We start from the raw sequence: 21,069 nt of genomic DNA, 5'->3' as shown, positions 1-21,069 counted from the left end.
ATCTGACAAAATCATAAACACTATTTTTATATACAGTTTATTGTTAGGTGAGAGTCAACAACGCTAAATTTAATCGCTAAGCTATTTTAAGTTTTAGCGCTGTTATTTTTTGCACTACTATCTTTTATCAGTGCTATCCTTTACCAGACTATAACAGCGCTTACTATTACTGTAATTCTTTTAGAAGCCTGTTTTTACGTGGTAAATAATAGTCATCGTAATCCAGTGAAACTATCACCCGCTTTGCCCTTCCGAGCAATTCAGCTCTTGGTACTAAGCCTATTACTCGTGAATCAGCACTGTTATCACGGTTATCCCCCATTGCTAAATACATATCTGTAGGGATGATAAGTGGATCAAAATTTTGCATATAAGAGCGCTGCTTAGCGAGTTTTACGGTATGTTTTATGCCATGCAAATTCTCTATTTCCACTCGGTTTATGGCGGTTTCAGCTACAGTTTCGTAATTAAGCTTTTCACCATTAATAACAAGTTGATTATTAACTAAAGCAACAGTGTCGCCCGGTACACCTATTACTCTTTTTATTAGGCGATTTTGTGCAGCAACAGAATCAAATACAATAATATCACCGGCCTGTGGCTCGGCTAGTTTAACCAGCGAAATTTTAGTAAAAGGCACTCGTAGGTCATACGCCATTTTATCTGTCAATATACGGTCGCCCTCAACAATGGTTGGCTGCATTGAACCTGTGGGTACTTCGTACCAGTCAGCCACTGCACTTCTAAAAACACACATCAGCGAGATAAATACGATTAACGAGCGGTTATTTTTCCATATTTTATAAAGGTATTTCACAGTTTTGTTCCATAAGTTAGTATGTTATTTAATAGACAAAGCAGATATTTATCAGTTCAATCAACTTTGTAACAAGGCGTGTATTACTTTTATTAATTAAGGCTTATAAACTAATACCAGTCGTTTTTCGTAGTGATTTTTTAGTTCTTTTGATGGATACTATTTGGAAACAAATAATAATAACTACGTATATATGGAAATTACACAAGACAGACCAGCGCAAGCTAGCAAAGCTAAGTTTTGCTTAGACTTACTGCCAGGTAAATTAATCGACATTCAGTTCACCAACCCATTAAGTGTCAGATTTAAACTCTCTTTAGTTGGCTATGAAGCTGGTAAGTATTTAATTTTAAAGTACCCTGTCCAAGCAAAAAAAAGCCAATATGCTGATGTGTTAAAAGAAGGCAATGGCGCAATTGTACGCTATATAGTCGAAGGTGAACGTGGGGAGTGCGTCGCTTTTTCGACCACTATATTAGCTATTTCTTTTCGACCAGAAAAATTACTTTACCTTGCTTACCCTAAGAATATTGAGAGTAGGCAACTGCGTGAAGTCAGCCGTTTACAAACCCATATACCAGCAAAGATTAGCATTAATAAATCGCATACTTATGACAGTGAAAATCTATTGCAAGGTTTGATCATCGATATTTCACCGACTGGTTGTCGCTTTACTGTGCATGTTAATTCAGGGTTTTTAGCGCTTAAAAAACGCCCCGTGTTTGTGCATGTTCTATCGCCTATCGACAACAGTGCCGTGGTGATCAGTGCGCATGTGCGCAACAATCAAATGCAGGGAGATCGTTTAAGTGTGGGCATCGAGTTTGCCGCACATGAACAACAAAAAATGCAAAACTTATTGGCCGCTTACACGATAGACATTGCTTAATAATTGCATGCTTAACAAATGAGAGTAACTAAATGTACTCTCATTGATAGCTCGTTATTGGTTTTTCAACTGCTGCTTAGCTTTTTCAAGCTCACCTTCACCAATACCAAGTGAATCAGCGGCTTCTTTGATTAAATGAGGCTGAGTCATTACCAAGCCCATTAGTGCTTGTAACTTCTCTGGTGGAATACCGAGTTGCTGCACAAGTGCCATTGCCATCATTGGGTTTTGAGTAAATGCTTGAAAAAGTTCGTGTACTTTTTCATCGCTAACATTGTGCTCTTTTAATGTTGCTATAATTGGGTTCATGTTTTTGCCTTAAATCGCTTTATAGTTGCCCATAGTTATATGGGCAAATATTGGTTTTTAAACTACTGAACTAATAATACAACTTTTCCGGCATTTTCGTTTCGTTCAAGAATCGCGTGTGCCTCACCAGCGTCTTGCCAAGGCAACGTTTTATAAATATTAAAATCAAACTGTTGATTTGCTATATCGTCATAAAATTTTGCTACAAACTCATCGCGTAGTTGGCGTTTAAACGCTTGACTGCGATTGCGCAGTGTTGAGCCATGAAACGAAATACGCTTTTGTAACAAGAGTGCAAAATCTACTTCTGCGAAGCGACCATCTAAAAATGCCAGCATAATTATTTGGCAATCCATTGCAGCGATTGCTGCATTTTTACTTAAATAGCGCCCAGATACCGGATCAACAATCACGTTCGCCGTTAAACCATGGTTTTGCATGTAAGCAACAAAATCGTCGGTTTTGTAGTTGATTACATGATCGGCACCAAGCGCTTTGGCATGTTCGCACTTTTCATCGCTACCTGCGGTAATAACAACCGTTGCCCCAATACGTTTAGCCATTTGTATAGCTGCCCCACCCACGCCACTTGCGCCTGCATGGATCAGTGCTGTTTGCCCTGCTTGTAACTTACCAAGTTGAAATAACGCACCAAACGCGGTTAAATATACTTCGCTGATCGCTGCACCTTGCGCCATAGTTAAATCACTTGGTAAAGCCATTAATTGTGCGGCATCGACCGCCACATATTCGCTATATGCACCGCCTGCACACAAAGTAAATACCGCTTTATTAAGCCAGCTTTGATCAACCTCGGTGCCAAGCTCAATCACAGTGCCTGCGCATTCAAGCCCTAGAATGGGGCTGTCGCCCTGTGGCGCTGGATACTTACCTTGACGTTGCATACAATCAGCGCGGTTCACGCCGATAGCAGCAACTTTAATTAACACTTCATTAGTTTTTAATTGCGGTTTAGCGGTGTCGCTTAATGTTAAATGCTGATCTTGATGAGAAATAAATTGCATTGCAGCTCCTGAATTGATGAGTTAATCGATTTTACGCCACACTTCGGCTTCAACTAACTTACCATTTTCTGTTAAAGAATGATGCCACAAATCTCCTTCAATTTTGTAATCAAAAGCCATGGTTTTGCCAAGCAACGATTCAATGTTACCGTAAACAAAAGTCTCTACAAATTGTTGGTTTTTTAAGGTGTACTGCCCGCCACCTGCATAATGAAACTGGCCATTTTTTTGGGTGATGTAATTAAAATGAGTGGCGGTTATTAGTTTAACTGAGGTCAACTCTGGCGCTTTGGCAGTCACAAACCCTTGTTCAACTGCATATTTCCCTTCCACAAACTCCCAACTACCTAATAGCGGGTTAGCTAAAACCAGCGGTGAGGTGATGAGTAAACTTGCTAATAATAGAGATTTCATGATTTTCCTTGGTTTTTGTTTTATGAAACTTTACCTTTTTACACGCCCAAAATTAATCAGACTTATGGGTAATAACCCCCGGCTAAAATCGCCAACTTTGTTTGTATGGATACACATCAGCCAATTGCCCAGCATTGATATCAGCTTGGCACTGCAGCCAAAAATCAGGACTAAATAAGTCTTGATGTTGCTGGCAAAAATGACTAAATGCTTGCTGATCAGCACTAAAAAACACTTTAAACTGACTCGGGAATACATCATTTTCGGCAACATCAAAGTAGCTTTCGCTGCTTAGTTCATCAAAACTATTTTCACTGCTCGGTAAGTCTCTAAAGTTACAATCCGTTAATGGGCAAATTTCATCATAATCATAAAATACCACGCGCCCCCAACGGGTCACACCAAAGTTTTTCATCAACATATCACCGGGGAAAATATTAGCCCCGGCTAACTCTTTAATCGCCTTGCCGTAATCAAGCATTACATTATTCAGTTGTTTATCGTCACATTGATTGATGTATAAATTAAGTGGTGTCATTTTGCGCTCAACGTATACATGCTTAAGCACTAAGGCTTTATTTGCAATAGCCATACTTGAGCCGATACTCGCTCGCATATGGGTAAGCAATTCATCGCTAAAACGATTTAAATCAAATGCTAAATAGCGAAATTCATGAGTGTCGACTAAACGGCCGACTCTATCCGCTTGTTTTACAAAGTCGTATTTTGCCATCACCTGTGCTTTGGTTGATGTTTTAGGCGCGCTAAATTTATCTTTTATTACCTTATAAACATAATCTGAGCCAGCAGTGGTAAATACTAGCATTACCATGCCTGGCGTGCCGGGGGCAATAATGTACTTATCATCTATTGGACTATTGTTGGTGGTGTCGACCTTATAGCGATAAAACTCTGTTTTGGCATGTTTAATAAAGCCAATGGCATTGAATAATTCAAATCGTTGCTTATGTGGCATTAGCACTGATAAGTAATCTACGTAGCGCGCGGGTTGGTCGGTATCAACCATAAAGTAGGTGCGAGCAAAGCCGAATAATAAACTCAGTTGATCTGCACCCATCATCACCGCATCAAGCTTTAAACCGCTTTGGGTATGTAAAATAGCGACAGCAAAGGGCATGTTATCGCCATTTTTAGCGATACAACGACCTATTAAGTAGCAGGCTTTATTTCTAAAAAACAGTGAATTAGCGTATTCAATATAGCCATCGTTTAAATTCATCAGCTCATACACTTGACGACATTGCTGCTGCGCACCTAACGCCAAAGTACGCTGCAAAATATCAACATCATGAGCTAAATCTGTAAATCCAACCCGAAAAGCTTGTCGATAAATAAGTTGCTCCACCGCCTGGCTAAAGCCATTTTGCAATGAAATACGACTTACTAAATTATCAAATGGCCGAGATTTAGCGCGGTATTTGGCTTTTAAAACAAATAAGTGCACGGTGCGAATTTTTTTATCATCCCAAATCGAGCCAAAAGTTGAATTAAAAAATGTATGCGCAATCGGTTGGTTTTCATGATCTTGCACCATTTGGCCATAAATATGCTTTGCCTGCTGCCACAGTCGCGGATCGTTGAGCTCTTTAAATGCAATGACTCGCACCGCTTCACTAACATTTTTAACTTGCCTTTCATATACTTGTAAACGCTCACGCATTGCCGATTGTACATTTTGCCATTGCCGTTGCTCAAAACGACTTTGTGCACCTAAGGTAATATTTAAAAACTCAGCAAACATCGCTTCAAAGCCTGCGAATACGGCACGCGCTAATTTGGTCGCAATGACTTGCTCAATTGCGTTGCTAGTTTGAGTCGATAACGTATTTGCTGTTTTTAGCTCTAGCATATTTCTATCACTTATGATGACTATGTCTATTTAGTGGTTTACACACCTTAGCAAGCACGCTTTAATTTAGATAATTAATACAGCGAATGAATAAGATTGATCAAATGAATATAAGAAATGTCGATCTCAACTTGCTTGTGTACTTAAATGTACTGATAGATGAGCGAAATGTCTCGAAAGCGGCAAATAAATTAGCATTAACCCAACCTGCAATGAGTAATGCACTAAAACGTTTACGTGATTTATTTGACGATCCGCTCCTAGTTCGTGCCGCAGGCTCTATGACTCCTACTGCAAAAGCGCTGAGTTTAAAACCTGAAATAGAAGCGCTGTTAAAAATGGCTGAGGCAATAACCCAACCCAGTGATATGTTTGATCCAACCACTGGCGAACTCACCTTTAGAATTATGGCGAATGATTATTTAGAATCAACGCTAGTCGCGCCTTTTATTACCCAGCAACTCAATAAACATCCAGGACTTAATTTTGATGTGCTTAGCCCCAGCGATGTTAGCCTGCAAGATATGGAAAAGGGCAGCATTGACTTAGCCATCAATCGCTTCAACGGCCTACCACGGTCTTTTCATCAGGCCAGTGTCTGGCGAGATAACTATTGCTGTTTAATGCATCCAGCTAACCCATACTTAAAACAGCCTGATCTAGAGCAATACTTAGCGTCAGAGCATATTTGGGTAAATCGTGCAGGCTGGGGGGCTGAAGCTGCCGTCACGAATAAATCAGGTAGCCAAAAGCTGGGATGGGTAGACGAAGCTCTTTGGCAGCTTGAACAAACCCGTCATATTCGGGTGTTTACTCGTCATTACATGGTGGCAAGTTTACTATGCCAATCGCCACAACTGATCGCCACACTACCAAGACGACAAGCAATGCTGCTAACTAAACATACCGAGTTAGTGATTAGTCCTGTGCCGTTTCAAATTGTCCCAATTGAAGTAAAAATGCTGTGGAGCCCATTACTGCATCATGCCAGCCCACACCAATGGTTACGCCGCGAACTGCAAGCGTTCGCTAATACGATTGCTGATCGCTAGAAAGCTCTAATTAAAATGGAGCTCTCTCGTTATTATTGATTAAATCAATATCAGTTATTGAAAACAACAATTTCATAAATAGTGTGCTTAGGGCTACAGTGAAGTCATACCAAATGAGTTAACCACTAACACTGAGAGACAACATTATGATGCAAACTACAGCAAGCTTCACCCAACAAGACGGATTATTTATCGACGGCCATTTACATGCGTTCATCGAACAACAACTTTGTAAGCAAACCACCCTTGAGTGTAATGATGTTTACCAAGCATTGGCGACTCTGGTTGATGAATTTGGCTGTCAATGTCGTAAAAACAAACATTTTGACAATGACAGTTTAGATGTACAAACGTTATTGCATGCGTATCAAGTTGAGCATAATCACCCGCATTGTCATGTTGATGCACAAACAACAACTGCGGTATTAGATGAATATTGCTGTCAGGTGCCAGCTATTATTGTTGTTGCTTTAATGGATACATTAAGCGGTACACCAAGCGATGAACACAATGCAAAAGCAATTTATCAACGTGCTGCAACACTGACTAATCGCCCTTGCATGTATCGTGCAAAGCTCTACAACGCCAATGCAGCGTAGTTCATGAAACTTTTAAACGCTCGATTATCCTTTGTGTAAAATCACTGCAACTGAGGATGGTCGAGTTTTGCTGCTCTGCCTGTAAATCAAAGGTCACTTCACCGGCTATAAATGTCTGTTGCAAAGCCAGCTCTATACTGTTGGCCGCTTCGTGCCAATTCATAAACTGTAGCATCATCACCGCACTTAAAATACTACTGGTAGGATTTGCACTATTTTGTCCAGCAATACGCTCAAACGTACCATGAGTTGGTTCAAAAAAAGCCACTTCATTATTTAAATTTGCTGCGGGCATAATACCAATACCACCCACTTGTGCAGTCAACATATCTGCTAGATAATCGCCATTTTGGTTGGTTGTTACCACTACATCAAATTGCTCAGGATTCATTAACGCTTGCTGGAGCATGTTATCTGCAATCACTTCTTTAATAACTAACGGTGCCAAGCCCTCACGCGGTATTTCTAGCCAACGGCCATTACTGTGTGGTATTGCTGAGAACTCAGTTTGCGCTACGGCAAACCCCCAACGCTTAAACGCACCATCAGTAAATTTAAGTACATTGCCTTTATGCACAACCGTTACCGAGTCACTATTTTGTTCAAGCGCATACGCTATTGCATAGCGCACTAGCCGCTCTGACCCTTCTTTAGAAATATTTTTAATGCCAATACCACATTGTTGATCAAAGCGCAGACGGGTTACGCCCATTTCTTGGCATAAAAAATCCAGCATTTTTTCGGCTTCGACACTGCCAGCTTGCCATTCAATTCCAGAGTACACATCTTCAGAGCTATCGCGGATCACAACAATATTGGTATTTTCAGGTTTTTTTAACGGTGACGGTAATGCGCAATAGCCTTTAATCGGCCGCATATTTACAAATAAATCCATTTCATGACGAAGAGCAACATTGAGTGAACGAAAACCTCCGCCAATCGGCGTGGTTAAAGGCCCTTTAATCGCTATTTTAAATTGCCGAACCGCATGAATCGTCTCTTGCGGAAACCAATCCCCATCATATAGCTGCGCAGCTTTTTCACCGTTAAAGACTTCCATCCAGTGAATTTTTCGCACTCCTTGATAACATAACTGCACAGCATGGTTCACAATGTCACGCATACAAGGGGAGATATCCTGCCCTACTCCATCACCATCAATATAAGCAATGATCGGCTGCGACGGAATATGCCACACGCCTTTATTATCAATGCTAATTTGTTCACCCTGAGGTGGGATTTCAATGTGTTGATAACCCATAACCTGCCATATTTTTATTATAAAATATCATATAAACATTAAACCATGGTTGGCAGTGAGTGTCGTGGTTTTAGCATCTATACTTATCATTCAACAATAAAATAGTGAACGGATTTTATCCTTTACTCGGTCTTTTGTGAGCAATTAAAAACCATTAAGTACCAGATATGAAACTGTTTAATCGAATTTTATTCGTTACTTGTTTAGCGAGTACATCTGTTTTCGCAGCCCAGCTTGATCCTCAAGGATTAACCGAGCTGTCAAAAAGCAAGCAGCAGATAATACTGCAATGGCTGAATTTTAGTCTTGAGCAAACTCAGGCAACTTTAGGCCCACTGCCATACTCTAATTTACCCATTTATTTACACCCTCGGTATATTGCATTTGAACCCGTGCCTTGGGGAAGTGTGCGCCGTGGTGATCCAGATGGCATAGAGTTACATTTTGATCGCTTTGCCAGTTTTACACAATTACGCGATGACTGGACCCTCTACCATGAAATGGCACACCTTTACTTACCGTTACTACCCTATTCGGGCTTCTGGTTAAGTGAAGGATTTGCAACCTATATGCAAAATATAATAATGCGTGATAGTAAAGTGATCACTAGGAAGCAATTTATACAACGACTATCTGCAGGGCTTGAACGCGGACGTCAGCAAACTCGAACAAAGCAACAGCCATTAAGTGAACTTGCCGACGATATGTGGCAACAAGGTGCACAACAAAGAGTTTATTGGAGTGGTAGCGCATTTTTTATTGAAGCAGAGCTGGCTTTACAGCAACAAGGACAAAGCTTGACACAATTAATAAAACGCTATCGCGAGTGTTGTTATAGCTCAAAAACAACAGCAAAAAAACTGATCACAACATTTGATCAGCTTTCACGCAGCGCCATTTTTTCAACCTTATATGCCCGTTATACACAGCGTACTGATTTTCCGGACATTACCCGTGAGCAGCTTATTTTACTGAGGTGAGTGACATAAAATATCATCAATTTCATCAAACACTTGATAAACTAAATGGCTATCTAACATCACGCTATCGGCTTTAAGGGCTTTGTCTAACTTGATTGCATGTTGGTACAATGTTTCGCACTCAAACATTCCAGCAGTTCCTTTTAGCATATGAACACTTTGTGCAAACCCTGTCATATCGCCATCTGTATATTGCTTGGTTATTGTTTCTCGCTGCTTTTTAAGCCCTTCTATGTACACCTGTTTAAGCACCTCAAATTCATGCTCTGGCAATTTTACATCTTCAAGCATTTCGATATCTAAATAACTAGCAATTTTATGACTAAATTCACTGCGGTCAATTGGTTTGCCTATATGATCAATAAACCCTTGTTTTAGATAGCGATCAACTTCATGCTTCATAGTATTTGCTGTAAGGGCAACAATGGGTGTCGTTAATCCTGTTGCCTGCATAATATGAATCGCTTGTTCACCATCCATTACTGGCATTTGAATATCTAATAAAATCAAATCAAATTGATGATCTAGCGTAGCTTGCACTGCATCTTTGCCATTTTCTACCGCAGTAACCGTTAACCCCATTCGCTCTAAAATACGTTTGATCAGTTCACGGTTTTCAGGATGATCTTCCGCTACCAGCACTTCACCCACGAGATTTCGCTGATCTTGACTTGGCAGCTCTTTTTCTTTGCTTATAGAGATCTCATCAAAACTATTGATCCAACGCACTCGTTCAGGCATATATAGCGCGATATTGAGGCTAAACTCACTGCCACTGCCAACATGGGAATGAGCGGTGATATTACCATCTAACTTTTCGGCTAAACTTTTTGAAATATTTAAACCGAGTCCTGTACCGCCATATTTACGTGAGATCGATGAGTCAGCCTGATAAAACGGCGTGAACAAGTCTTGTTGCTCAGCCTCTGTCATCCCAATGCCGGTGTCTTTAACTTTAATGATAAGCTGCTCTTTAGTGCAACTCACCACTAATTGAATATGCCCTACCGTGGTAAATTTTAATGCATTAGCTGTTAAGTTTAACAATATTTGTCGTAATCGGGTTGGATCAGAAATAATCCAATCAGGCAGTGGGAATTGGTAATCAACTTTAAATTTAAGACCTTTATCACGAATTTGTTTGCCTAATAGCGATTCTATATGCGCAATGGTTGCAAATAAGTCAGTCTCGACTAAATCAATTTCAAGGCGATTGGCCTCTATTTTTGACATATCAAGTATGTCGTTTATGAGTCCTAAAACATGGCGGCTGTTTTGTAAAATAACCCGAATACCATGATTTCGTTCGTGAGGCTTAATATCGCCTAAAATAATACCATCTGCGTAGCCTATAATAGAGGTCATTGGCGTACGTATTTCATGACTCATATTTGCTAAAAAACGGCTCTTAGCTTCACTGGCATCAGTGAGTTCTGACGCCAATTGTTGTAACTCCTGCGTACGCAATTGCACTTTTTGCTCGAGGTTTTTAGTAAGCTCAACATTCTCATCATGTAAAATACTAAATTTATTTGCCACTGCAAACGCGAGTAACATCGCATCTAAGGCGGTGCCAATCAAACCTAATAGGTACAAATCGATTGCAATCGGCGTCAGTACACCTAAATTAGTTAAATTTCCCACCATATTAGGAATTGCCATCGCTAGGTAAGCAAAGACAAAGTATCGCGCGGGTTTAAAACCACTCATCCAACTGCGAACCCCTATGTACATGCCTAAGCATAAGGTGCACCCCGTTACTATTGTTGCCCAAATAAACCCAAAACCTGGCCACATAGCAGCGAAAGGCAAACCTGCGGTTGCCACCACAGCTAATATAATTGATGCTTTGGCTAATTGTGGAAAACTGTCTTTTAGCTTAAGCAAATTATTGAAAAATAATATGTTAGTTAATGGTATTAAAACAAACCCTAGCCAATGAAAATGGGCATTATAAAAACCAAATAGTTGATCTGGAATATGGAAAAACTGGCTCCAGGCAAATACCCAGCATGCTGTAAATAAGGCGTAATAAAGGTGGGTTACATCCCGTGCGCCAAAATATATTAATAAGTTATACAAACCCAGCGCAATGCCTACTCCAAAGCACAACATCATCACCATATTTTCGATGGTGACCTGGGTAAAGAAGTCTGCATAGGGTTTTAATACCAGTTTAGGAGGAGTGTAAAAGTAGTCACTTTCATACTTGGTGATCAAAAAGTAACGCTTGCCTGGTGTAAGGGCTATTTTATTGCCGTAATGAAAAGCAAATTCGTTTTTTTCAATCCCCCCTGTTACGTAACGCGCGGCCTCAGATGTGGGATCGGCCATATCATATACACGTGTTTCAATACGCGATACTAAGGTGTTGTAAGGGAACAACACTAATTCAGCTAGCTGAGTCTGATTTTCAAGTTCGACAACTAACCAATAACTTCCGCCATAATATGTGGTACTTGTTTGTGGTTTTTTATTGTCAAGCCACGTCGCAACCTGAGTGCTGTTATCAGGAAACCCTTCATAACTTGCCGCTAATAAGGTACCAACTTGAAACAAATTTATATCTTGTTGTTGCTCTGTATAAACAAACACATCCGCTGACTGTGTTGCTCGCACTTCGCAGACATATATTGTTAGCAAGCCTAAAAAGACTACATAGCAAAAACCTTGTATTGCTTTTAACAGCATACAATACGCCTCAGTTTAATGACAAAAAGATTAGAACTGATAACTGATATCCAAACCATAGCGGCGACCTTCCCCTTTAAAATCTTCCAACATGCCAAGGAAAGAGCTCAAATCAAACTTCAAATTACTGTACTCACTGGCAAATAAATTTTTCCCCCACAGTACAAAACCTAGGTTATCTAATTGATAACGAATATTACCATTGACTAAACTGTAACCATCTTGCATAGCATACGGATTTTGGTTTTGATCAAAATAATAGTCTGATTGATAATCCACTAGTAATTGTGTTGTTAAGGGATTACCAGCAAGCTCTAAACGATATTCTACGCCTGCACTCACATTCCACTTTGATGTAAATGGCAGCCGATTATGAGTCAAACTGTTACCCAAAGGATCAACAAATTCTTCAAATTCCGCATGGGGAATGTAACCCATCGCAAAACGCATTGAAAGTGCTTTAGTCGCTTGATAATCGAGTTCAGCTTCAAGGCCATAGAACACTGAATCACCAACGTTTTCTAATAATTGCACGGGTGGCTTTTGTGGTGAGTCTGATGGTTGGTTCATAAACACTTGCTGATCATTGTAATCATAATAAAAAGCAGCCCAATTAAACCGCACACCTTGCTCAGGCCACCATGATTTAGTACCAATTTCATGCGCATTGAGACGCTCTTTGCCATAGTCAGCTAATTCGGCTTGCTCTGGGGAAGATAAAAACCCGCCATTATAACCCCCACTTTTAATCCCATTTGCAAAACGGTAATAGCCATGGGTTGTATCGTTAATAAGGTAGTTCACAGCAAACTGGCCAGAAAAACCATTATCGGATTGCTCGCCTTGCACATGATAAAATGGCACTAAAACCCCTGCTAAATCACTCGGATCAACTACCATATTTAATTGTGCCACTGAGTCATAATCAAGTGACTCATAGGAATAACGTAGTCCAACACTTAGCAACCAATCTGAATTAAGTTGATAGTCTAACTGGCTGAAAGCGGCAATATTTTGCGTGTCAATTTGGTTATCATAGAAGAAGGTTGCGGTTAAGTCGGTGGCTAATATACCGCGATAATCTCTTAAAATATCGTTAATATTATCTTGTTTGATTGATTCATCTGCGTAATATAAACCACTGGTTAAAGTATGTTTGTTCCATTGCGTTTGCAAGCGTAACTCTTGGCTAAATAAGTGAGTATCTAAACCTAGATTTCCTTCGCATAATCGCGCTGGTGAGCCATCACAATTAAATGCATGATCGCGCTCTAATTGGTTATAACTACTAATCGAAATAATTTCGTTAAACTCATTTAATTGCCAATTAATATGTGCACTAAACCCTTTACCATCCGTTTTATGCGGAGAATCGTTATTAACTTTAACCGTGTAAAAGTCATCACTGGCATCATTGAAGCCAAAGTTATCATAGCAATTTGTCGAACCAGCTTCGCTAGGACTACATAACTGACCTGTTAATGGATCCGCCACTACACCGATATTACCGACAGGCTGCACAATACCCTGCCAATCTTCGAGGTGCGCTTGTAACAATACCTGTACAGTATCAAACTCACTTAATAGTGATAGCCGTGCATTGGTTTGTTGCATTCCAGCGGTAGGTGATTGTGCAAAAGTATTGCTGGTTAAATAGTCATAGTCTTGATGATTTAAAGCAACACGAAACGCGCTGTTATCACTTAATTGATTGTTATACATAGCATCAATACTAAACGCGTTATTATTTGCTATACCCGCTGTTAAATACCCCGACTCGTTAAATTCAGGGCGTTTAGTGCGAATTAAAATTGCTCCGCCAGTTGAATTGCGGCCAAATAAAGTCCCCTGCGGACCACGCAAAATATCCACTTGCTCAATATCAAAGAAGTTAACGATCTGATTACTTGCAGATCCTACGGCAATGTCGTCTACATAAATAGCCACAGGCGAGGTGTTCGCCGTATTGTAGTCAACTAAACCAACCCCCCGGATATTTACCGCCGGTGGCGTACCTTCAGCCGCATTTTGGCTGATTTTTAAATTAGGCGCGAATACCGATAACTCTGTTGAATCTTTATAATGTTGATTTTTAAGGCTATCACCTTTGACCTGACTAATGGCAATACTAACATCTTCAATTGCCTGCGCGCGTTTTTGGGCGAACACCTCAATGACTTCGAGGCTTTGGCTAGAGCCACTCGAATCGTCATTTTTTGCCTGTGCAGCCACAGCAAAAACGAGGCTCGACGAGCACAGCAGCAATATATGATTTGAAAAAGGATAACGTTGGCTTTTCATTAGATGGTGAACCTTAATACCGACAATGTAAAGATATTGTAATTATTTACGATTATAGACTAATTTATTGATTAAAGTCGCCAAGTTATCCATTAATTAGCTAGTTTTACTGCGCTTCAAAGGCATTTTCACCACTGATCTGCTGCGGATACCCACACAGTGCTCGTGCTGTTTGCATTCCAGCCATAACCGCAGCTTCAACACAACCTGCATTAACACCTGTTTTGATCCAATCGCCGGTAATAAATAAATTACTAAATTGCGTGCCATCAGTTGCTAAACGATATTGACTGGAACCTGAAACCGACAGCACATAACGCTCACTTGGATCAACATTCACTCGCCAGTACTGTTGATCTAAGCGCGCTGATTCTGGCACGTCATGCTGTGTATATAAAATGGACCAATCAAAGTCATTATCGTTATAAGCTAACGGCCATAATGGCTGCATATTAGTTGTTAATAGTTGTGTTAAGTTAGTTTTTACTTGTGCTTTTGCCCGTGCAGGGAAACCATGATCACTCTGTGGTGGATACTCTTGACAAGGAAATGCACTACAAAAATAGGCAATATTCTGCGGACTATTGCTTGCAGGCCACTGCTCTTTATCAATTAAGTTTTGCATTGCAGCCCAAGTATCAAACGGTTCGCTAAAACCACTCAAAATAGGCCCTTCTTCACTTGGCGGCATATACTGCCAACCTAACTGTTGATCTGTTTTATTTAACCAAATCTGACTGGCTTGTGTAGCTACCGAAAGAACATTTTTAGCCTGAGCAGCAAAGTTGTCGTCTATTGCTAATAATTGTGGGCAAACATGCTCTAATGAAGCAACTGAGACCCCAAGGATCAGCCGGTCAAAATCATCTTTAAACTGCAGTGTTTTAGTTGGTAGTTGTGCGCCAAAATGTGCTTGGTAACAGCTGGGCCAATCACTCCAAAATGATTCTAAATTAATATTATTCTGCTTTAGTAACAGGGCCTGCTCGTGGTTTATCTGCTGATAAAGAGGCTCACTTGGCCAGCAAGCTAAGTTTTTCACATCAATTAATGGCTGATACTCTGATGAGTTATTTAAACTCACTTGCTGTTGTAATAACACAGAAGCAACACAGTTTTGGCCACTTTCATCAATCCCAGGTGTAAGTTGCTGTAGTTGATGGAAGAATTCAAAGTTAACGCCTCTTTGTTTTAATAGTTCATACAATGGCGCAAAAATAACATCGCCCATTCCCGCCTGCATTTTCCACATTACCCCACCGCGATAACACAATGCGATTCTAAGCATGGCAAGTGCAGCAACTCCAGCTTCTACATTTGGTTTTTTAAAATCACCTTGTGGGTAGGCAAACACTAAATCATAAAAACCACGCACGGGCGCAGAATCGACACTGTATTGTTTATTCGCACCATTTTTTAATAACCATTGACGAAAATCATACTTGTTAATGACCCCAAAACCATCGCGATAAACTTTATCTTTAATCAATCCAACCAGCATCGCTATCGCTAAATCGGCACAAATATAAATACGCCTCAACTCTGCATTGTCATCCAGTAACTCGGTTAACTCTTGGTTAATCCAGCGTTTTAGTTTTCTGACAATATACCAAATCACTAAACTATCTTTCTTCTCAGAAATTTGTGGCTGCAGTGTGTTGTTACTTTGCACAAAGCTATTTAATTTATCAACAAGTAAGCTAGGTGTTGAAGTGATTTCTTGATTGAGATTTTGTATATCGTTGGTAAAGGTTTGCCATGCATCACTGCCATCAGAAACCAAGGTCTGAATTTGTTGATGAAAATGGCGTAGTAGGTATCTATCTCGTGGTTTTTTTGTCGTTAATTGTGTGCTCTTAGCTTGGACTCTGGCGGCCAGTTCAAATTGTGGTATCCATTTTTTTAGCCATGCAAGGGTCATTTTTACAAAGTCCCACACGGTAATATCTAAACTCCCATTCGCTGGATTGCCAGGTAAAACAGGAAACTCTATAGGCCACGTTTGCCACTGTTCATCAATGTGCTCCTCAAGGGCAATAAAACTATGCGGTTTAAGTGCTTGTTGCCAGGTACTCAGTGCACTCGTTGGCGGACGCTGTAGCTTGTCGTATACAGTTTCAATGGTTTTAAAACTATTAACATAGGCACCAAACCAGACATGTAAACCATGCTCTTCTATGCGCTGCCCCATAACAGCATTACGGCCACTGGCTCCTTTTCCTCCTAAACGCCAACCTTGTTGGTACACTGTAATATGTCTTTTTTGCTGCCAATTAGGTTGTTCAGTCAGGTATAAAGCAGCCGTCATTGCGGCAACACCACCCCCTATAATAACTATTTTTTCTTGCTCCATAATGGATCCTTACTTAGGGAGTATTTGTGTAGCTTGAAGTTGGTCAAAATCCATCTTGATATAAAACGGCAAATACACAGCTTGCGCTCCTAGCTGTAAACCAAACATTTGCGCTAAAGGAAAACTATCTAGTTGCTGTAAATGTAGCTGATAAGCACCACTGAGTAGCTTAAATTGATGGATTTTCTTTATTTCTGAAGGAGAGTGCATAACCGCTTGAAAAACAGCCTTATCGCCTTGCCCGTCAGGTAATTGCTTAAATAGTATTTGATCCATCTGTGGATTCACAAAACCCTGTAACAGCTGCTTTAATAGCGAAAAATCAATACCAATATGATCCCCATCAAACAAATTGGCGACATGCTCGCCAAAGTCCTCTAATACAGATAATAAGCCATCGCTTTGCGTCTTGACGTTTTTGGTGACTGAAAATAAATGCTGTGATTGTAATTTTGACGTTGGCGAAAAATGCTTAAAACAATCCAATGAAACTGAAAAGTCCGTTATATCACTTACCGAACTGGGCATCTGGTAATCACATAAATATTTATTGTAACCCCATGTTTCTCTGCCGTTTATTAATGCATAAACATTATTTACGCAAATAAACGCCGGATACCAATAAAGATGAGTAATATCTTCATCATTGCCTTGCTTTTCTACCTTTGCAACTGGTAACCAAATAATAATATCAGTCTCTTGCATCCAACCGTGCTCACTAAAAGGCGGCGTTAATGAGGCAATTTTTTCTATGTCGGTAAAAGTTAATAATGCATATTCGCCTATGCCTTTAAAATATAACTCATCCGTTGCAACAATATTAAGCGTTGTATCGATATACTGTTGAACTTTATCCTGATCTATTTTTGCAAAAAAACCATACATATTTGCATTAGTCATTCGACATGGTGGCTTTGCAACAGGGTTTGATAAAAAGTGACTATAAGGAGGTAGTTGTACGGTCATGATTTATAATTATTTTATTGGATAAAAAATAAGTATAGCCAAGATTTTTTACAAGGTAGTAATTTCAGTTAATTATTTTCAGTGAGCAAGTATTGGCTATATTGTTGATAACCAAAGCTATCGAAGCCTTTTGACAAGGGATTCATAAACCCATGACCGTAGTCTGCACGCTGGCATTGCACTTTGATTTGCTGCTCTAAACAAGCGAGCACAGGATGAATATCAAAGTGCACTTCTTGCTTCGCAAAAATAAACTCGCAGGCCACGCTGGCAGACAAATCTAAATAATGACGAACTTGATTTGGATAAAATGCCACTAATCTTTTTATCTGTGAATTTTTCACAGTTGCTTGGCTTCGCCACGCAGCGGCTCCACCAGCACTAAAACCGATTACCGTAGTTGGTTTAGTTACTCTACTAAGAATGGTATTAAGCTTGTTGAAATAGTTATCGTGACCACACTCAGTGATAAATAAATCATACTGTAATTGCTCATCAATCACTGGCTGCAATTGCCCATCGTACGGATCGACAATTATGCTTTTAGCGTTAAATTGCCGTGCAAAGTGACTCAAATGAGCGGTTTTACCAAAAATATCACTAACGATAATGTATTCCATAGCCAAATCTTATTATTTACAGTTAAATTACCGCACAACAGTTAAAATACCGCTAAACGCCTTTTTCAGATTAGCTAATTAAAATACAGCAGTTAAAATACAATGGCTAGAATAAAGTTAAAATAATGCTTGCGTAAATAAAATTACTGGGGTAAATTGTCCTATTGGTCCTAAAAAAGCCTCGCGGTTAACCTCTTTACCCTGATCCAGTAATCCCCGCAAAACGTATATTATAGAGCTAAGTTATTGTACGGCGAGAACCCCAATTCAGACTACGGCATATTTTTAAATAGTCGCATAAATGTCATAAAGATCGTCAACACTGTAATGAAGCTAAACACAACACGGTCTATCTAATTGTGCTTTGAAAGCTAATAAAGAAATTAGCGCACATTAAAGATAACAAGAAAAAAGTGAGTTTTATTATGTCTTATAGTTACAACGGATCTATGATCCAAATCGCACATCCAGTGCAATCAATTTCAGTAAATAAACAACGTGTTATTTTTTCTGATACACAAGGTTTAAAAAATACCTTATTTACAAAAGCAAGTGACGCACGTCAATTTGTTAAATGGTTAAAAGCCAATTAATCGATACTGATTTGCTTCCTCGCAATTTAAATGACGCCAGCTAATGCTGGCGTTTTGCTTTTTTTAAGCTAACTATTTAACAGCTGCTACACTTAGTATATTAATAATTTATCTGTGGTTGAATTAATGCATTATGCCTTTCGTTATGCTTTTTTATCATTGTTAATTAGCACTCCTTTGCATGCTAAAACAATTGATTGGATAGTCACTGACTTTGCCCCTTATTATATTTTTAACGATCAATACGCAGGAACAGGCCGCGATGAAGGTGTTATCGCCTTATTAGAACAACAGCTTCCTAGCTATACATTCAACCGTACTATTTTTCCATCAAGTCGCACAATACAGGAGCTGTCTAACCCAAATCATACTTACTGCATGCTCTCGCTATACCAAAGCCCGCACCGCAAACAACACATCAGCTTTAGTGAACAGACTTCGACGGTTGGCTTATCGCCTTCTATTGCTATTCACCAAGAGCTTGTGCAACATCTCAAGCTTGAAACAAGTACACCTGCATCATTGAAAACCCTACTCAATCAATACCAACTTGCACTGGGGATTTCTATGAGCCGATCATACGGTAATGCTATTGATGCAGTAATTAATAATAGTGCCGACGCATCGATAATTATTCGACCTGGTCGCGATACCCTTGCCAGTTTGACTTACATGTTAAAGAAAAAGCGCATTGATATTTTATTGGGCTACCCAAGCGAGCATTACTATTTAGCAAAATCGATGGGGTTTGAAGATCAGTTAATGCAATTGCCTCTGACTGAAGCTCCCGATCTGAGTTATGGCTATATTGGCTGTACTAATACCGAGCAAGGTATCGCGCAAGTTGAAGTGCTTAATGCAGCACTGAAAGAAATAAAACAACAACCAGCCTACCACGAAGTGTTATTACGTTGGTTACCAGATAATTTAAAACCGTTACTAGAGCAACGTTACAAGCAAACAAAAACGCCCCAACTGAGTGAGGCGTTTATCAATATTAGCATATTTATTTAACCTGAATTCAGGTTAGGTTTTACTTACGCACACCTTCAATATACAAACCAATATCAACATGTGTAGATGCAGGACCTAGGTTGTAATCAATACCAAAATCAGCAAGCTTTAAACTGGTTTCACCTTCAAAGCCAACTCGGTAACCACCCCATGGATCTTTACCTTCACCAATTTTATCGATTTCAAAGGTAATCGTTTTTGTTACACCATGAAGGGTAAACTCACCTGTTACATCAGCTTCATCACCCTCTTCATCAAACTTAATTGACGTACTTTTGAAGGTCGCTGTTGGAAACTTATCAACATTTAAAAACTCTTTACCACGTAAATGCTTATCACGTTCAGCATGGTTCGAATCGATACTTTTAGTATCAATATTAACCATGATCTGTGATGCGTCTGGGTTAGCTGCATCGTAGCTAAAGCCGCCGTCAAAAGTATTAAAACGACCGTGTAACCAGCTATAACCTAAATGCTTAATTTTAAAGTTTACAAATGCATGGGCACCTTGAGTGTCAATAACATAATCTGCAGCGTGTGCAGTATTAGCACCAAACAATGTTGCTGCTACTGCAGCTGAAAGTAATATTTTTTTCATTTATTAATCATCCTTTTGTGGTTTTATCATTCTAACTAAGGTTTTATCTTTATCGATAAAGTGATGTTTTAACGCCCCAAGAGCATGTAAAACCACTAATCCTATGAGGCTACACGCCACATAGTAGTGAACTTTACCTGCAATATCTGCTTGATTAGCTACTGAAAAATCAATTGCGGGAATACTAAATAAGGTAAACACCTCAATTGCACGACCATCCGCAGTAGAAATCAAATACCCTGAAATCACAATGACGCTAAGCAATAGATATAAAAATATATGTACTGTATGCGCTACATTATTTAACGCTTTACTGCTGCCCGCTACTGGCTCAGGCTGCGTGCCCAATGCACGCCAAGCAAATCTAAAAATTAATAAAGCAACTAAGGTGATCCCTACGCTTTTATGTAAATCCAAAGAACCTTTATACCAACTATCGTAATAAGTAAGTTCAACCATGTACAAGCCAAGGCCAAATAAGCCAATCACCATTACCGCCATTAACCAATGTAATAAAATGGCAACCACACCGTACGAAGATTTTGTATTTTTAAGCATGTGTTATTAATTCCATTATCGAATGACATCAGAATAGCGCGTACCTAGATAGAAGAAAATAGCTAATAACAAACAAGTTATGTGCGTATATGCACAAGTAAGATTAAATTTAGCAAGTTAGCAAGTTAGCAAGTTAGCAAGTTAGCAAGTTAGCAAGTT

General features: G+C 39.6%; 19 protein-coding genes. 6 read left to right on the top strand and 13 right to left on the bottom strand.

Annotated elements, in window-relative coordinates; translation table 11 throughout:
* Window positions 1-166 precede the first annotated feature (166 nt).
* Entirely contained in the window at window positions 167-817 is a 651-nt protein-coding gene (gene lepB, locus H5186_RS10425; RefSeq protein ID WP_182717909.1) for a signal peptidase I, read from the bottom strand.
* A gap of 163 nt (window positions 818-980) precedes the next feature.
* Here lepB and H5186_RS10420 point away from each other — a divergent pair, with 163 nt between their 5' ends.
* Window positions 981-1,706 (top strand): flagellar brake protein, encoded by a 726-nt coding sequence (locus tag H5186_RS10420; protein ID WP_257325865.1) that lies wholly within the window; start codon window positions 981-983, stop codon window positions 1,704-1,706.
* Window positions 1,707-1,760: 54 nt separating this feature from the next.
* On the opposite strand, the gene H5186_RS10415 is transcribed toward H5186_RS10420, so the two are convergent.
* The 4 genes from H5186_RS10415 to aceK all read right to left on the bottom strand — a co-directional run bounded on the left by H5186_RS10415 (window position 1,761) and on the right by aceK (window position 5,324).
* Window positions 1,761-2,015 carry a DUF2999 family protein gene (locus H5186_RS10415; RefSeq protein WP_149981015.1) on the bottom strand — a complete coding sequence of 85 codons (255 nt, stop codon included), beginning with the start codon at window positions 2,013-2,015 and terminating at the stop codon, window positions 1,761-1,763.
* Window positions 2,016-2,077: 62 nt separating this feature from the next.
* Entirely contained in the window at window positions 2,078-3,040 is a 963-nt protein-coding gene (locus H5186_RS10410) for a zinc-binding dehydrogenase (protein WP_182717911.1), read from the bottom strand.
* Window positions 3,041-3,061: 21 nt separating this feature from the next.
* Window positions 3,062-3,454, bottom strand: coding sequence for a hypothetical protein (locus tag H5186_RS10405; RefSeq protein ID WP_179959156.1), 393 nt, complete (start codon window positions 3,452-3,454; stop codon window positions 3,062-3,064).
* A gap of 82 nt (window positions 3,455-3,536) precedes the next feature.
* Window positions 3,537-5,324, bottom strand: coding sequence for a bifunctional isocitrate dehydrogenase kinase/phosphatase (gene aceK, locus H5186_RS10400; protein WP_149981013.1), 1,788 nt, complete (start codon window positions 5,322-5,324; stop codon window positions 3,537-3,539).
* A gap of 104 nt (window positions 5,325-5,428) precedes the next feature.
* On the opposite strand from aceK, the gene H5186_RS10395 reads away from it, so the two are divergent.
* Together H5186_RS10395 and H5186_RS10390 are read left to right on the top strand one after the other, a co-directional pair.
* A complete protein-coding gene (locus tag H5186_RS10395; protein ID WP_145233680.1) occupies window positions 5,429-6,376 on the top strand; it encodes a LysR family transcriptional regulator in 948 nt (315 codons plus the stop codon).
* Between the two features lie 149 nt (window positions 6,377-6,525).
* Complete coding sequence (locus H5186_RS10390) at window positions 6,526-6,975, top strand: hypothetical protein (protein ID WP_149981184.1); 450 nt, start codon at window positions 6,526-6,528, stop codon at window positions 6,973-6,975.
* A gap of 1 nt (window position 6,976) precedes the next feature.
* Here the strand turns inward: H5186_RS10390 and icd are convergent, their stop codons facing one another.
* Complete coding sequence (gene icd, locus H5186_RS10385; protein WP_182739228.1) at window positions 6,977-8,236, bottom strand: NADP-dependent isocitrate dehydrogenase; 1,260 nt, start codon at window positions 8,234-8,236, stop codon at window positions 6,977-6,979.
* Between the two features lie 167 nt (window positions 8,237-8,403).
* Here icd and H5186_RS10380 point away from each other — a divergent pair, with 167 nt between their 5' ends.
* Window positions 8,404-9,216 (top strand): hypothetical protein, encoded by an 813-nt coding sequence (locus H5186_RS10380; RefSeq protein WP_149981011.1) that lies wholly within the window; start codon window positions 8,404-8,406, stop codon window positions 9,214-9,216.
* Here the strand turns inward: H5186_RS10380 and H5186_RS10375 are convergent.
* The 5 genes from H5186_RS10375 to H5186_RS10355 all read right to left on the bottom strand — a co-directional run bounded on the left by H5186_RS10375 (window position 9,205) and on the right by H5186_RS10355 (window position 18,147).
* Window positions 9,205-11,907 carry a 7TM diverse intracellular signaling domain-containing protein gene (locus tag H5186_RS10375; RefSeq protein ID WP_182739227.1) on the bottom strand — a complete coding sequence of 901 codons (2,703 nt, stop codon included), beginning with the start codon at window positions 11,905-11,907 and terminating at the stop codon, window positions 9,205-9,207. The genes H5186_RS10380 and H5186_RS10375 overlap by 12 nt on opposite strands.
* A 30-nt stretch (window positions 11,908-11,937) precedes the next feature.
* Window positions 11,938-14,208 (bottom strand): TonB-dependent receptor, encoded by a 2,271-nt coding sequence (locus tag H5186_RS10370; RefSeq protein WP_182794437.1) that lies wholly within the window; start codon window positions 14,206-14,208, stop codon window positions 11,938-11,940.
* Window positions 14,209-14,314: 106 nt separating this feature from the next.
* On the bottom strand, window positions 14,315-16,561 hold the full coding sequence (locus H5186_RS10365) for an NAD(P)-binding protein (RefSeq protein WP_182739226.1): 2,247 nt from the start codon (window positions 16,559-16,561) through the stop codon (window positions 14,315-14,317).
* A 9-nt stretch (window positions 16,562-16,570) separates the two neighbouring features.
* Window positions 16,571-17,527 carry an acetoacetate decarboxylase family protein gene (locus H5186_RS10360; RefSeq protein WP_182717918.1) on the bottom strand — a complete coding sequence of 319 codons (957 nt, stop codon included), beginning with the start codon at window positions 17,525-17,527 and terminating at the stop codon, window positions 16,571-16,573.
* Window positions 17,528-17,595: 68 nt separating this feature from the next.
* A complete protein-coding gene (locus H5186_RS10355; RefSeq protein WP_149981006.1) occupies window positions 17,596-18,147 on the bottom strand; it encodes a dienelactone hydrolase family protein in 552 nt (183 codons plus the stop codon).
* A 449-nt stretch (window positions 18,148-18,596) separates the two neighbouring features.
* On the opposite strand from H5186_RS10355, the gene H5186_RS10350 reads away from it, so the two are divergent.
* Both H5186_RS10350 and H5186_RS10345 read left to right on the top strand, forming a co-directional pair.
* On the top strand, window positions 18,597-18,740 hold the full coding sequence (locus H5186_RS10350; RefSeq protein WP_182717921.1) for a hypothetical protein: 144 nt from the start codon (window positions 18,597-18,599) through the stop codon (window positions 18,738-18,740).
* Between the two features lie 126 nt (window positions 18,741-18,866).
* Window positions 18,867-19,754: a TIGR02285 family protein gene (locus H5186_RS10345; protein WP_182717919.1), complete on the top strand. Its 888-nt coding sequence runs from the start codon at window positions 18,867-18,869 to the stop codon at window positions 19,752-19,754.
* A 19-nt stretch (window positions 19,755-19,773) separates the two neighbouring features.
* Here H5186_RS10345 and H5186_RS10340 read toward each other — a convergent pair whose 3' ends face one another.
* On the bottom strand, window positions 19,774-20,352 hold the full coding sequence (locus tag H5186_RS10340; protein ID WP_145233661.1) for a YceI family protein: 579 nt from the start codon (window positions 20,350-20,352) through the stop codon (window positions 19,774-19,776).
* A 3-nt stretch (window positions 20,353-20,355) separates the two neighbouring features.
* On the bottom strand, window positions 20,356-20,910 hold the full coding sequence (locus H5186_RS10335; protein ID WP_149981004.1) for a cytochrome b: 555 nt from the start codon (window positions 20,908-20,910) through the stop codon (window positions 20,356-20,358).
* Between the last annotated feature and the right edge of the window lie 159 nt (window positions 20,911-21,069).

Origin of the sequence: Pseudoalteromonas sp. SG41-2 (assembly GCF_014164535.1) — a bacterium.
GTDB lineage: Bacteria > Pseudomonadota > Gammaproteobacteria > Enterobacterales > Alteromonadaceae > Pseudoalteromonas > Pseudoalteromonas rhizosphaerae.
The sequence above is the reverse complement of the archived record's forward strand: the minus strand, read 5'-3'. Positions and strand labels throughout refer to the sequence as shown.

Bases quoted from the DNA above. Each gene is read 5' to 3' on its own strand.
- H5186_RS10415 (WP_149981015.1), bottom strand. From the start codon at position 2,015: ATGAACCCAATTATAGCAACATTAAAAGAGCACAATGTTAGCGATGAA.
- H5186_RS10410 (WP_182717911.1), bottom strand. From the start codon at position 3,040: ATGCAATTTATTTCTCATCAAGATCAGCATTTAACATTAAGCGACACC.
- H5186_RS10405 (WP_179959156.1), bottom strand. From the start codon at position 3,454: ATGAAATCTCTATTATTAGCAAGTTTACTCATCACCTCACCGCTGGTT.
- aceK (WP_149981013.1), bottom strand. From the start codon at position 5,324: ATGCTAGAGCTAAAAACAGCAAATACGTTATCGACTCAAACTAGCAAC.
- H5186_RS10395 (WP_145233680.1), top strand. From the start codon at position 5,429: ATGAATATAAGAAATGTCGATCTCAACTTGCTTGTGTACTTAAATGTA.
- H5186_RS10390 (WP_149981184.1), top strand. From the start codon at position 6,526: ATGCAAACTACAGCAAGCTTCACCCAACAAGACGGATTATTTATCGAC.
- icd (WP_182739228.1), bottom strand. From the start codon at position 8,236: ATGGGTTATCAACACATTGAAATCCCACCTCAGGGTGAACAAATTAGC.
- H5186_RS10380 (WP_149981011.1), top strand. From the start codon at position 8,404: ATGAAACTGTTTAATCGAATTTTATTCGTTACTTGTTTAGCGAGTACA.
- H5186_RS10375 (WP_182739227.1), bottom strand. From the start codon at position 11,907: ATGCTGTTAAAAGCAATACAAGGTTTTTGCTATGTAGTCTTTTTAGGC.
- H5186_RS10370 (WP_182794437.1), bottom strand. From the start codon at position 14,208: ATGAAAAGCCAACGTTATCCTTTTTCAAATCATATATTGCTGCTGTGC.
- H5186_RS10365 (WP_182739226.1), bottom strand. From the start codon at position 16,561: ATGGAGCAAGAAAAAATAGTTATTATAGGGGGTGGTGTTGCCGCAATG.
- H5186_RS10360 (WP_182717918.1), bottom strand. From the start codon at position 17,527: ATGACCGTACAACTACCTCCTTATAGTCACTTTTTATCAAACCCTGTT.
- H5186_RS10355 (WP_149981006.1), bottom strand. From the start codon at position 18,147: ATGGAATACATTATCGTTAGTGATATTTTTGGTAAAACCGCTCATTTG.
- H5186_RS10350 (WP_182717921.1), top strand. From the start codon at position 18,597: ATGATCCAAATCGCACATCCAGTGCAATCAATTTCAGTAAATAAACAA.
- H5186_RS10345 (WP_182717919.1), top strand. From the start codon at position 18,867: ATGCATTATGCCTTTCGTTATGCTTTTTTATCATTGTTAATTAGCACT.
- H5186_RS10340 (WP_145233661.1), bottom strand. From the start codon at position 20,352: ATGAAAAAAATATTACTTTCAGCTGCAGTAGCAGCAACATTGTTTGGT.
- H5186_RS10335 (WP_149981004.1), bottom strand. From the start codon at position 20,910: ATGCTTAAAAATACAAAATCTTCGTACGGTGTGGTTGCCATTTTATTA.